8 protein-coding genes are annotated in these 12,269 nt (G+C 62.3%); 3 read left to right on the plus strand and 5 right to left on the minus strand.

All coding sequences use genetic code 11. The features are described 5' to 3' along the window. Nucleotides 1-156: 156 nt before the first annotated feature. Together pyrE and rph are read right to left on the minus strand one after the other, a co-directional pair. Nucleotides 157-810: an orotate phosphoribosyltransferase gene (gene pyrE / locus ACPDZI_RS21250; RefSeq protein ID WP_010676102.1), complete on the minus strand. Its 654-nt coding sequence runs from the start codon at nucleotides 808-810 to the stop codon at nucleotides 157-159. A gap of 74 nt (nucleotides 811-884) precedes the next feature. Next, nucleotides 885-1,601 carry a ribonuclease PH gene (rph, locus tag ACPDZI_RS21255; protein WP_276842506.1) on the minus strand — a complete coding sequence of 239 codons (717 nt, stop codon included), beginning with the start codon at nucleotides 1,599-1,601 and terminating at the stop codon, nucleotides 885-887. Between the two features lie 146 nt (nucleotides 1,602-1,747). Between rph and ACPDZI_RS21260 the strand changes: the two genes are divergently transcribed. Further along, on the plus strand, nucleotides 1,748-2,611 hold the full coding sequence (locus ACPDZI_RS21260; RefSeq protein WP_011707879.1) for a YicC/YloC family endoribonuclease: 864 nt from the start codon (nucleotides 1,748-1,750) through the stop codon (nucleotides 2,609-2,611). A 51-nt stretch (nucleotides 2,612-2,662) separates the two neighbouring features. Here the strand turns inward: ACPDZI_RS21260 and ACPDZI_RS21265 are convergent, their stop codons facing one another. Together ACPDZI_RS21265 and ACPDZI_RS21270 are read right to left on the minus strand one after the other, a co-directional pair. Next, nucleotides 2,663-3,862, minus strand: a complete 1,200-nt coding sequence (locus tag ACPDZI_RS21265; protein WP_117405414.1) for a histidine decarboxylase — start codon at nucleotides 3,860-3,862, stop codon at nucleotides 2,663-2,665. Between the two features lie 66 nt (nucleotides 3,863-3,928). Further along, nucleotides 3,929-4,171 carry a phosphopantetheine-binding protein gene (locus ACPDZI_RS21270; RefSeq protein ID WP_310590954.1) on the minus strand — a complete coding sequence of 81 codons (243 nt, stop codon included), beginning with the start codon at nucleotides 4,169-4,171 and terminating at the stop codon, nucleotides 3,929-3,931. 290 nt (nucleotides 4,172-4,461) lie between these two features. Between ACPDZI_RS21270 and ACPDZI_RS21275 the strand changes: the two genes are divergently transcribed. Both ACPDZI_RS21275 and basC read left to right on the plus strand, forming a co-directional pair. Further along, nucleotides 4,462-8,754: an amino acid adenylation domain-containing protein gene (locus tag ACPDZI_RS21275; protein ID WP_438833747.1), complete on the plus strand. Its 4,293-nt coding sequence runs from the start codon at nucleotides 4,462-4,464 to the stop codon at nucleotides 8,752-8,754. A 66-nt stretch (nucleotides 8,755-8,820) separates the two neighbouring features. Then, entirely contained in the window at nucleotides 8,821-10,125 is a 1,305-nt protein-coding gene (gene basC, locus ACPDZI_RS21280; protein WP_438834603.1) for a putative histamine N-monooxygenase, read from the plus strand. A 42-nt stretch (nucleotides 10,126-10,167) separates the two neighbouring features. On the opposite strand, the gene ACPDZI_RS21285 is transcribed toward basC, so the two are convergent. Further along, the gene (locus ACPDZI_RS21285; RefSeq protein WP_438834604.1) at nucleotides 10,168-11,685 is read right to left on the minus strand and encodes a condensation domain-containing protein; all 1,518 of its coding nucleotides are present in this window, start codon (nucleotides 11,683-11,685) and stop codon (nucleotides 10,168-10,170) included. Nucleotides 11,686-12,269 lie beyond the last annotated feature (584 nt).

The following is a 12,269-nucleotide window of genomic DNA, read 5'->3' on the forward strand; positions in this document are numbered from 1 at the left end:
GGCACCACAAAACGCCGACTGGCAAACCCTAACCTTTACCGTAAGGGCAAGCTCAAGCCACATGATCCACTTTTTGCAGATGAAAAAACGGCGCCCGTTTGCTGCCACAGAGCAAACGGGCGCCGCCTTCAACTATTGTGCAGTGTGAGCGGTGACTCAGATACCGTACTGGGCGCGGTAAGCCTTCATGGCGGCCAGTTGCGCCGCCAGCTCCGGCTGTTCGGCCTGCTTCTCTTCCAGATACTGGATCAGATCGCTCATCTGGATGATGGCGATGATGTGGGCACCGTAGTCACGCTCCACTTCCTGAATGGCGGAGAGCTCGCCCTTGCCCTTCTCCTGACGGTCCAGCGCGATCAGCACGCCAGCCAGGGAGGCGCCGTTGGCCTGTATCAGATCCATGGATTCGCGGATGGCGGTGCCGGCAGTGATGACATCGTCCACCAGCATGATGCGCCCCTTGAGCGGGCTGCCCACCAGATTGCCACCCTCGCCGTGATCCTTGGCCTCCTTGCGGTTGAAGCACCAGGGCACGTCCACGTCGTGCTGCTCCACCAGCTGCACCGCGGTGGCGGAGGCGATGGGGATCCCCTTGTAGGCCGGGCCAAACAGCACATCGAATTCGATACCGGCATCCATCAGGGCGGCGGCATAGAAGCGGCCGAGACGGGCCAGATCGCGGCCGCTGTTGAACAGACCGGCGTTGAAGAAGTAGGGGCTTTTACGACCGGATTTCAGGGTAAATTCACCGAATTTGAGGACCTGCTTCTCCAGGGCGAACTCGATAAATTGACGCTGGTAGGCTTTCATTCTGGCTCCTTGCTTGGCTTGTCGTTTACTTTCGTGGGGTATAAAAAAACGCGGTCAATGCCGCGTTTTTAAAATCATGCAAGTGACTGCTTCTGCAGCGCAATGATGTCGGCGATGCCGCCCTTGGCGAGCGCCAGCATCTCCAGCAACTCTTCATGGGTGAAGGGTTCGGCCTCCGCGGTGCCCTGCACCTCGATGATGCGACCATCTTCGGTCATCACCACGTTCATGTCAGTCTCGGCGGCGGAGTCTTCGATGTACTCCAGATCGCAGATGGCTTCCCCTTCATACATGCCGACGGAGACGGCGGCGATCATCTGCTTGAGCGGGCTCTGCTTGATCATGCCCTTCTCGACCATCCAGTTCAGCGCATCCACCAGCGCTACACAGGCACCGGTAATGGCGGCGGTGCGGGTACCACCGTCGGCCTGCAGTACGTCGCAGTCAACTGTGATGGAGTGCTCGCCCAGCGCGGTCAGGTCTACTGCGGCGCGCAGGGAGCGGGCGATCAGCCGGGAGATCTCCAGGGTGCGGCCACTCTGCTTGCCGGAGGCCGCTTCGCGGTTCATCCGGGAGTGGGTGGAGCGTGGCAGCATGCCGTATTCGGCGGTTACCCAGCCCTGATTCTTCCCTTTCAGGAAGCGTGGCACGCTGGTGTCGACGCTGGCGGTGCAGAGCACGCGGGTGTTGCCGAATTCCACCAGCACGGACCCTTCAGCATGCTTGGTGAAGTGGCGGGTAATGGTGACCGGACGAAGCTGCGCGGCAGTGCGATCGCTGGGACGTGACATGGGACGGACCTCTGGGCTGGCTGAATTGGCGCAGGAGTATAAGTGATCCCAGCCCAAATATCAGCCGCTAAAACCACGCTGTCGGCTGACGGAGCAGGGCTGGCTGAGTATACTGGCCCCACACTTCATCAAGCCCGGAACAATCAATGATTCACAGCATGACCGCCTACGCCCGCAAGGAACTCAAGGGCGACTGGGGCACAGCCGTTTGGGAAATTCGTTCGGTCAACCAGCGCTATCTGGAGACCTACATTCGCCTGCCGGAACAACTGCGCAGCCTGGAGCCGGTTCTGCGTGAGCGCTTCCGCGCCAAGCTGCAGCGCGGCAAGGTGGAGTGCAACCTGCGTTTCGAGGCCGCGCAAGCCGCTGCCAGCCAGCTGCACATCAATGAAGAACTGGCCAAGCTCATCATCGACAGCGCCAACTGGGTGATGAAAGAGGCGGGCCAGGGCCAGCTCAACCCGGTCGACGTGCTGCGCTGGCCGGGCGTCATGGCTGCCGCCGAGCAGGACATGGATGCGGTTGCCACCGAGCTGCTCGGCGGATTTGACCTGACCATGGAAGATTTCCTCGCTTCCCGCGCCAGCGAAGGGGCCAACCTCAAGGCCCTGATCGAACAGCGTCTGGCGGGCATTCAGGTAGAAGTGAAGAAGGTGCGCGTGCACCTGCCGCAGATCATCGAGTGGCAGCGCCAGAAGCTCACCGACCGGCTGGCCGAAGCCAAGGTGGAGCTGGATCCGGCCCGCATCGAGCAGGAGATCGTGCTGCTGGCCCAGAAGATCGACGTAGCCGAAGAGCTGGATCGTCTGGAGATGCACATCAGCGAAACCAACAAGATCATGAAGAAGGGTGGCGCCTGTGGCCGTCGTCTCGACTTCATGATGCAGGAGTTCAACCGCGAGTCGAACACCCTCGGTTCCAAGTCGATCAACGCCGAAGTGACCCAGTCCGCCGTCGAGTTGAAAGTGCTCATCGAGCAAATGCGCGAACAAATTCAGAACATCGAATGATACCGGTTAGATAGAATTAAAAAGCCATTGGAAACAATGGCTTTTTCTTTTTTAAGCGGTGCAGGCGAGCGCAACGGGCAGGCTGTCGCTGCATGCGGCCGCCGGGCCGAGATCCTGTACTATGTCGTGGATCACCGCATCCAGCTGATGGAGGCTGTGATGATGAGGCAGGATGATGAGGTGGGAATGCTCGCCCGAGGTCGCCAGGCAATGGGTCTTCCAGGTGCGCTCCGAGGGGCGTGGGAAGACCACGGTAATGGAGTGCGGATGCCGCCAGGCGGGCACCCCCTGCTGATTCAGCCGCTCTACCAGCTGCTGTGCCATGGCCAGGCAGCGCCTTGTCCGCTCACGCCACTGGGCCAGCGTCCGTCCCTTGATGGCGGCCCACATCAACAAGGGCGTGAAGCCGTTGCGCGACCCGCTGATGGTCTGATCGCTGGCCGAGATGTAGTCCACCTCCACGGCGATGCGATCCACGACGCGCCGCCTGGCCAGCACAATGCCGCACGGGATCGGCGAACCGATCATCTTGTGGCCCGAGACACTGATGGAATCGATGCCGTCGGCAAATGAAAAGGCCGGCGCATCGTCAAGAAATGGCAGGATCATGCCGCTCAGGGCCGCATCCGCATGCAGGTAGTAGTCCTGACGGGGGATGCCGATGGCCGACAGCCGTCGTTGAATGGCGCCGATGTCGTCGACCGCCCCCTTCATGGTGGTACCGATATTGGCAAATATGATGGGATGACGCTCGCCATCACCCACTATCTGCTCTGCCAACTTATCGCAGTCTATTTCCCCGGTAGGTAGTGTGGGAATTTCCTTGGCCTTGATTCGCAGCAACCTGATTATTTTGGCAACCGAATAGTGTGTCTCTTGTGAATAATAGAGGGTACCTTCAGGAAACAACTCTCTGGCAAGATAACAGCCAAACATATTGCCTTCGGTGCCGCCATTGGTCACATAGCCCCAGCTCTGCTCTGGCGGAATTGAAAATAGCGATGAGAAATAGTTCATGACCTCTCGCTCAAACTCGAAGGTATTGAGCAAATAATTTCCAGGCGCTCCCCAGTCACCACAGTTATTGATAGAGAACTGTAAAAACTTGTGCAGCTGGGAATAATCAAAGTCGGCAGCCTCCGGATAACCGACATTGAAATACTGATGGGTAAGGCAGAACTGCCAAAACTGCTCGAGCCTGTGCTGATCTTCTGCTGACAGCGTCATGATGATATCCGTGGCGAGCGCCATGACCTGGCGCCGCCCTTGCTGAATGATAAGAGCAATACGTGAAATTAATTAAATATATACAGCTAGTTAGGCCGCTGCTTGGGGGCAGCTCAGGAGCTCCCACCAGGCTGACAGGGTGGGCCTGCGCGCCAGCTCGTCAAAGCCGACATTGACCCCCTGCGCCTTCAACTCTGCGGTAAAGCGCATGATGCTGAGGGAGTCCAGCCCATACAGCACCAGGCTCTCCTCCGGATCCAGCTCTCCCTCCTCCACCAAGCTCTGTACTCGTTCATTCAACCACTCACGGGTCATGAATGTAGGCCTGCTCATGTTATTTCCTCACTGTCTGTCATGGTTATTTAAAGTCGTGCCTGTTTAATAACCGCTCCCACCCAATTGCTGAAAACTGGATCGACGGTTGCCAAGAAAGAGGCGCCGTCATACCGCCCTGAAATACCGTTCAGGTTTATCTCTAGCCAGTCCTGATGCCAATTTAATTAAGCGACTTATCGATATAACCATATGGGTTGACGGATTAAATTGAACTTGAAATGAAAATCATTCTCACCTTTAAATATATAAACAACGAAACACGACAAGTTGTCAACGCCATGAATGAGATGAACGAACTGACCGCGATGCAGGCGGCTTGCTGGATGGGACGCAGCTCACATGCCCATCTGGGGGGCGTCAGTGCCCACCTCTATGCCGAGTTTGACGGCCCGGCCCTCGATCTGGTGCGCCTGCACGGTGCGCTGGAACGTCTCTATCAGGCGCACCCCATGTTGCGCCTCACCGTCACCCGGGAGGGAACCCAAGCGCTGGGTGATCCTGCCCCGGCCGTGTTGGAAATAGATGATTTCCGCTCCCTGAGCGGCAAGCCACTGGCCGATGCTCTGGCCCGCAAGCGGCAGGAATGGACCCACCAGCAACTCGATCTGAGCCGGGGCCAGGCAGCCCGCTTCTCCGTCACCCGACTGGCAGAGCAGCGCCAGCGGCTGCACATCGACACCGACATGATGGCCATCGATCCTTCCAGCGTGCGGATCCTGCTCGCCGATTTGGCCCAGTGGTACGAAGAACCGGCGTGGGCACCGCCGCCGGCCCCCTCGTTTTTTGCCTGGCACGAGGCGGTGCAGACGCGCCTGCGCGAGCGTCGGGAACAGGATCGGCAGTGGTGGCGACAACAACTGCCAGCGTTGGCGCCGGCACCCACCCTGCCGACCGCTCCGAAACAGACGCCCCCCGCCAGCGAGCGCCTCAGCGCAACCCTGGATGCCGCCACCTGCCAGGCCCTCACCACCCTGGCACGGCAACGGCGCCTGACCCTCTCCAGCCTGATGCTGGGCCTCTTCGCCCACTCGCTGGGCAAGGCCACCGGCGACAGGCGTTTTCGCCTCAATGCCCCCTTCTTCTGGCGCGAGCCCATACTCGGCAACGAGCAGCGGATCGTCGGCGAGTTCGCCAACCTCACTCTGGTGGACGTGGACCTAGACCAGGCCGGCACGCTGGATGCACTGTGTCGTCAGCTGGCCACCCAATGGCACGAGCGTCTCGGCCACGGCACCTATTCCGGCGTGGCGGTGATGCGCGACCTCTCCCGCCACCACGGCTCGGCCCAGCTGGCCCCTGTCGTCTTCACCGCAGCCCTGGATCTGGAAGGGGGCTCGCTGTTTGACGAACGGGTGCACAGGGTCTTCGGCGCCATGAACTGGGTCATCTCCCAGGGCCCCCAAGTGGCGCTGGATGCCCAGTTGGTACGCCTGCGCGGCGAACTGCTCATCAACTGGGACGTCCGCCTCGACGCGCTGCCGCTCCCCTGGATCACCGCACTGTTCGACGATCTGGTGGCACAGTTACGCCAGCTGGCACGGGATCCCGCCCTGCTCGACGCCCCGCTGCACCGCCGCCGCGAAACGCCCCTGACGCCACTCCAGCAGGCCTACCTGCTGGGGCGCACCACCCAGTTTCCGCTCGGGGGCGTCGCCATGCAGGAGTACCGGGAGTACCGCGGCAGGATGGACCCGGCGCTGCTGCGCGCCCGCCTGCGGGATATGGTGCTGCGCCACGATGCGCTGCGTACCCGCATCGATGCCGACCGCCTGGTGCAGATCGCCGATGACGAGGCGCGTCTCAATCTGCACGAGCAGGATCTGCGTCATATGACGGAAGAGGAGGTGACACGCAGGCTCGCGCGCCACCGGGAGACATACAGTCATGCCCTGTTCGACCTGACGCAGGCACCCTGGGATCTGACCCTGCTGCACCTGCCGGGGGATGAACTGGTCGCCTTCGTGCGCATCGATGCCCTGATCCTGGATGGACACGCCATCGCTACCCTGATGCGCGAGCTGTTCGAAGGGATAATGGCCCCCGAGCTGCCCTCCCCGCCCGCTCACGAGCCCACGGCGGTCCAGCGGGAACAGGCCGGACGCTACTGGCGCAGCAAGCTGGCCAGACTGGAGGGGCCGCCGCGCCTGCCCTGGACGCAGCCGCTCGCAGGTCTGCGCAGTGCCCGCTACGCACGCCAGCAGCAACGCATTCCTGCCGGGCAGGCGGCCGCGTTCTACAAGCTTGGCGCCCGCCAGCACCTGTTCAAGAACACCACCCTGATGGCCGTCATCCTGGAGGTGCTCTCCCGCTGGCGCGACGAGGGGGATCTCTGTGTGGCCGTGCCGGTGGCCCCGCCTCCCGGCGGGCCGCTGACCAATCGCTCCAGTTTTATCGCCCTCACCTGGCAACCCGCAGAGGGCACCTTGCTGGAGCGGGCCCGCACCCTGCAGCAGGACGTCATGGAGGGGCTGGATCAGCTGGCTTTTTCCGGGGTCGATATTGCCCGCCAGCTGCTGGAAATCCATGGTAGCGGTCCCGCTCTGCCCGTGGTCATCACCAACGGACTGGCCTGGCCGGTGGCCGCGTCAGAGAGCCCCATGCAGTGGCAAGGGGGCCTGACCCAGACGCCCCAGGTCGCCATGGATATCCGCATCAGCCAACAGGCCGACGGCACTCTGGTGCTCGACATCGACTACGCCAGCGAAGCCCTGGAGGCCGACCTGGTGAGCGATCTGCTCACCACCATGGCGCGTGCCGTCGCCCGGCTGGCAGAGGGGGATACGTTCCAGCTCCCCGACCTGGTTACCCCCACCCATGCCCGTCACAACAGCCTGCCAGACGCCGCCTGCCAGACGGACTTCTTGCATCGTATCGCCGATCGCCTGTTCCATCCGCAGCACGGCGCTGTGGCCCTGATCCAGGGAGAACGACAGCTCAGCTACCGGGAGCTTGGTCACGGCGTGGGGCGCGTGATGCATGCCCTGAGCGGGACCGGCATCAAGGCCGGGCAGGTCGTCGCCATCTGCCTGCCGCGCAGCCCCGAGCACACCATGGTGACCCTGGCCTGCGCTCTCAGCGGCATCATCTGGGTGCCCATCGATGCCGCCTCACCCGCCGATCGACGCCGTTATCTGCTCGAAAACTGCTGCCCCGACCTGGTGGTGGCAGAGTCCAGCGAAGAGACGAGCCACCCTACGCTGACCCCGGCCATCCTGCTGGCAGGCGCAGACACAGCCCCCCTCGGCACCCCCTGGGCGGGGCGCAGTGCTCACACCACGCCGGCCTACTACCTCTATACCTCAGGCACCACGGGGCGACCCAAGTGTGTGGTGCTGAGCAACCAGGCCACTGCCAACGTCATCGGCAGCACTCTGCAGCGCTGGGGCATCGCAGAGCAGGACAGATTTCTCTCCGTCACGCCGCTGCACCACGACATGTCGGTCTTCGATGTGCTGGGTTGCCTGACCGCCGGCGCCACCCTGGTGCTGCCGGAGCCCGGCGCTGACAAGGATGCTGTGCACTGGGGCCGGCTCATCGCGCGGCACGGCGTCACCCTCTGGTGTTCGGTGCCGGCCATGCTGGAGATGCTGCTCGCCTGCCACCCTTTCGACACGCTGCAGAGTCTGCGGCTCGTCGCGCAGGGGGGCGATTACATCAAGCCGGGCATCATCGAGCGCCTGCGCAACGGCCTGCCTGCCGCCCGCCTCTTCTCCCTCGGCGGGCCGACCGAAACCACTATCTGGAGTATCTGGCACGAGATAGCCGCGGACGACCGGCAGCGCATCCCCTATGGCACCCCCTTGCCGGGCAATGCCTACTGGCTGCTGGATGAGCGCGGCGAACACTGTCCGATCGGGGTAGCGGGCCGGATCCATACCAGCGGCGTCAACCTGGCCCTCGGCTACCTCGAACAGGGACAGCTGATCCAGACCGATTTCGTGACCATTTCGGATGAGCAAGGTCGACCGCTCCGGGCCTTTCGCACTGGTGATCGGGGCCGCTATCGCCGCGACAGCACTCTGTTGTTCGACAGCCGGGTCAACGGTTACATCAAGGTACGGGGAGTACGCGTCTCGCTACCCGATATCGAGAGTGCCCTCATCACCCATCCAGCCCTCGCCCAGGTGCTGGTGGTGGAGTACGGCGACGAGCAACAGGGGGAGCTGGAGATCGGGGTGCTCTACGTCTGCACCACCGACCGCCAGCTGGAGCCTGCCGCCCTGCGCGAGTTTGCCCGCGCGCAATTGCCGGCCTCCCACGTGCCGACCCGGGCCCTGGCCGTCGCACAATTGCCCCTTACCGCCAACGGCAAGCCGGACAAACCCGCCGCACGCACCCTGCTGGCGCAACCTGCTCCCCGTCGCGGGGTGCTCGACATCTATCTGGAGGTGCTGGGCGCGGCAGCGGGCAGTGCCGATAGCCGGCAGCCCTTTACCGCGCTGGGATTGCGGCCCCAACACCTGAAGACCATTTCGGCCCGGTTGCGCGAGCACTTTGCCGTGGAGCTGTCACCGGGCCAGCTGCTGGCCTGCCGCACGGCAGCCGACGTCGAGGGGCTGCTGGCCAGCTTGCCCGCCTGACTCTGCGCCCCGGCATGGCCGGGGCACATCCTGTTTCTTTTTGGAGTGTTTATGGAGATGACACACGTGGATATCGCCGGGGTCGGCATCGGCCCCTTCAACCTGGGACTGGCGGCCCTGCTGGACCGGCACCCCCAGCTGACCGGCGTGTTTCTGGATCGCAAACCGGCTTTCAGCTGGCATCAGGGGCTTCTGCTGCCGGGCACCACGCTGCAGGTGCCTTTCCTGGCCGATCTGGTCACCCTGGCCGACCCGACCCATCCGTTGAGCTACCTCAACTACCTGCACCGGCACGATCGGCTCTACCCCTTTTACTATTACGACCACTTCCAGATCCCGCGCCGCGAGTATGACCACTACTGCCGCTGGGCCGCCGAGCAGCTCCCCAGCTGCCGTTTTGGCGAAGAGGTGGTGGCGGTGCATTACGATGCGGGCAAGGAGCGTTTCTGCCTCGAGAGTCGTGACGCCGACGGCAGATCACGCCACTACCAGAGTCGCGATCTGGCCATCGGCATCGGCACCCGCCCGGCCCTGCCAATCTGGGCGCAGGGCATTGATCATCCGAATCTGCTGCACTCCGCCGACTTCCTGCACGCCAGGGAACGCCTGGCCGCCTGCCGCCGCGTGACCGTAGTCGGCTCGGGACAGAGTGCGGCCGAGTGCGTGCTGGCCCTGTTCCAGATGCTCACACCAGAGCAGGTGGCCGCCGGTGCCGCCATCCAGTGGGTCACCCGGGCGCACGGCTTCCATCCTATGGAGTACTCCAAGCTGGGGCAGGAGTGCTTCACCCCCGCGTACATGGACTATTTCCAGCGCATCCCGCGGGAGAAACGACGCGACATCGTGGCCGAACAAGGGTTGCTCTACAAAGGGATCAGCTTCTCCACCATCGGGGCCCTGTTCGACCTGCTCTACGAACGTTCCATCGGTGGCCAGGCACCCGGGCTCACCCTCTTCTCCAGCTGCAACGTGGAAGCGGCCGAACCGCTGGCTGACGGTGCACTGCGTCTTAGCTGCCACCACACCCAGCTCGATCAGCGCTGCCTCATCGAGGCCGACGCCGTGGTCGCCGCCACCGGCTACACCCACACCTGGCCCGAGTGGTTCGAGCAACTCAAGGGCAAGGTGCTGGCCGTGGACGAACAGGGGGACTGCATCGTGCAGGAGGACTTCACTGCCCGCCGTGCCGATCGGGGAACGGGCCGGGTCTTCATTCACAATGCCGACATCTTCCAGCAAGGGGTGGGCTCGCCGGATCTGGGGATCGGACCCAACCGCAATGCCCGCATTCTCAACCAGTTGCTGGGCTACGCCCACTACCACCTGCCCACCCGAACCAGCTTCCAGCACTACGGCCTGCCGACCGACTGAGCCAAACGGTGAGCCCCCTTGCGGGGGCTCACGACATCAATATCAGGGGGCCAATTCAGCCAGAGTGCATCTGACATCCCCGGCCACCAATCGCTCCAGCAGTCGGCCGAGCAGGACACACAGCGCCCCTATCTGCTCACTGCTGTATCGCCCATCCCGGTAGGTAATGACCAGCCGCAGGCGCCGTTCATCGTCCAGCACATCCTCCATGATCTCGAACTGCAGGCCGAACATGGTTTCAGTCTTGTCCGCGTCGATCTGGCGATAACGCAACCCCTCGCCCGTCGGGGTCGGCAGCCGGCCGTTGAGGGCATTGCTGGCGTGGATCTGGATGTAGACATCAAACAGCAAGCCGTCGGCCGGTGTCATCCCGAGTCCCTGCTGGATCTGTTCAAGCGGCACGTCCGCCTGGCAGAGCGAGTCATTGATGGTGCGGGTCACCTGCCGCAGCAACTCGTCAAACCGGAGACTGGAGGCAAACGATACCCGGTGCGCCACCATGGTGGTGAAATAGCCCACCGAGTCGAAGAAGGCGGGATCGGTGCGCCCCGACGTCGAGGTGCCGATCAGGATCTCCTCGGCCTGACCCAGCTGGTGCAAGGAGAGGGCGATGGCCGTGTACATCAGGGTAAATAAAGAGGCATCGTGGGCACGAGCCAGCTCATAGAGCCGGGCCAGCGTCCCTTCAGCCGGCTGCCACTCGTGCCAGCGGGCTGCACTGGTGCTGCCCTGCAAGGGCATAACCGGCAAGGGAGGATGAGTTGAGGCCGGCACGGCGCCATGCAGTAAACGCGTCCAGTAGGCGAGGTGCGCCTCGTTGATGCCGGCCGCTGCCTGCCGACGGGCAAAGTCGTGAAACGCCGGTGCCGGCACACTCCACCGGGGTACCACTCCGGCGGCACGGGCCAGATAGGCCTGAGCCAGCTCTTCCATCATCAGGTTGATGGACCACTCGTCCACCACCATGTGGTGCACCAGCAAGGAGAGCTGCTGCCGCCCTGTAGCCGGATCACGCAGGAAACGGATCCGCAGCGGCAGCTCCCGGGTCAAGTCAAAGCGATAGGCCGCCTCGCTCGCCAGCGTGGCTCCCCTGGCGTCATTACTGCCCCAGAACCAGCGATAGCCATCCAGCTGTTCGACCGGGAGGGCATGCTGTCGTACCTCGCCATCCTGCATCATGAACAGGGTCCGCAGACTGGCGTGACGCTCGATAATATCGGCAAAGGCTTGGGCAAACAGGGACTCGTCCACCTCATCGATAAAGTCGAGGGCAAAGGGAAGATTAAAAATGGTGCCAAAGTTGTGGGCTTCATAAGCCCGCCACAGAGAGGCCTGCGCCAGGGCGAGCGGTGCCGGCCCCGTATTATTTTGCGGGCGCAAGCCAGCGGCAGAAATCATGTCAGAACGCACGGCTTTACATGCCAGTGCATTCGCCGTCGGCGATTCGAAAAAGTCATTGAACCGGCATTCAATGCCATGTTCACTCAGTAATTTGCCAATAATTCTGGTCGCCAGCAGAGAGTGACCACCATGATCAAAAAAGTCATCGTCAAGCCCCATTTCGGGGGATGACAGAGCGTGGCGAAATTCCCCGAGAATAATCCATGAAATATCCTGCTGGGCAACCGGAGCAACCGGAGCAACCGGGGGAAGCATCTCCGAAGATAAGGGCGCCCGAGAAGCTGGCCTGGCCAGGCTGGCAGACAAACGACCGTAGTGCTTTTTCAAGGCCGTCATCAGGGTCTCTGGTGACCCGTGCATGTCTAACACGGGGTGCTGTATCAACACCAGCTCAACACCATGTTCTGTGTTGATAATCAATGCCTTGAGAGGGGGCTGCCGGACACTGTCCCAGGGCTCATACTGCAAGGCCCGGACAGCAGGTGTCACGTCCCTCGCCGCCATTCGCCGGAATTCCAGGCAGGGATACCATCCGTCCACCCGAAATTTATACAGCTCCCCTTCTTCACTGAAACAATATCGGGCATTGAGATCAGGTTGTGCCCGGATTAATGATTCAAGACTCAGTGCCAACAGCGAAATATCAATTTCGTCGTCCAACTGCCATTGCGCCACGCGCTTTACGACTTGCTCAGGCTGCTGCTGTTGCAACAACCAGTATGTCTCTTCGTGCGGCGTGACAG

It is taken from the genome of Aeromonas oralensis (assembly GCF_049665575.1).
Classification (GTDB): Bacteria; Pseudomonadota; Gammaproteobacteria; order Enterobacterales; family Aeromonadaceae; genus Aeromonas; species Aeromonas hydrophila.

Coding starts and splice junctions, on each gene's coding strand:
- pyrE (WP_010676102.1), bottom strand. CDS start 810: ATGAAAGCCTACCAGCGTCAATTTATCGAGTTCGCCCTGGAGAAGCAG.
- rph (WP_276842506.1), bottom strand. CDS start 1,601: ATGTCACGTCCCAGCGATCGCACTGCCGCGCAGCTTCGTCCGGTCACC.
- ACPDZI_RS21260 (WP_011707879.1), top strand. CDS start 1,748: ATGATTCACAGCATGACCGCCTACGCCCGCAAGGAACTCAAGGGCGAC.
- ACPDZI_RS21265 (WP_117405414.1), bottom strand. CDS start 3,862: ATGGCGCTCGCCACGGATATCATCATGACGCTGTCAGCAGAAGATCAG.
- ACPDZI_RS21270 (WP_310590954.1), bottom strand. CDS start 4,171: ATGAGCAGGCCTACATTCATGACCCGTGAGTGGTTGAATGAACGAGTA.
- ACPDZI_RS21275 (WP_438833747.1), top strand. CDS start 4,462: ATGAACGAACTGACCGCGATGCAGGCGGCTTGCTGGATGGGACGCAGC.
- ACPDZI_RS21285 (WP_438834604.1), bottom strand. CDS start 11,685: ATGGGGCTTGACGATGACTTTTTTGATCATGGTGGTCACTCTCTGCTG.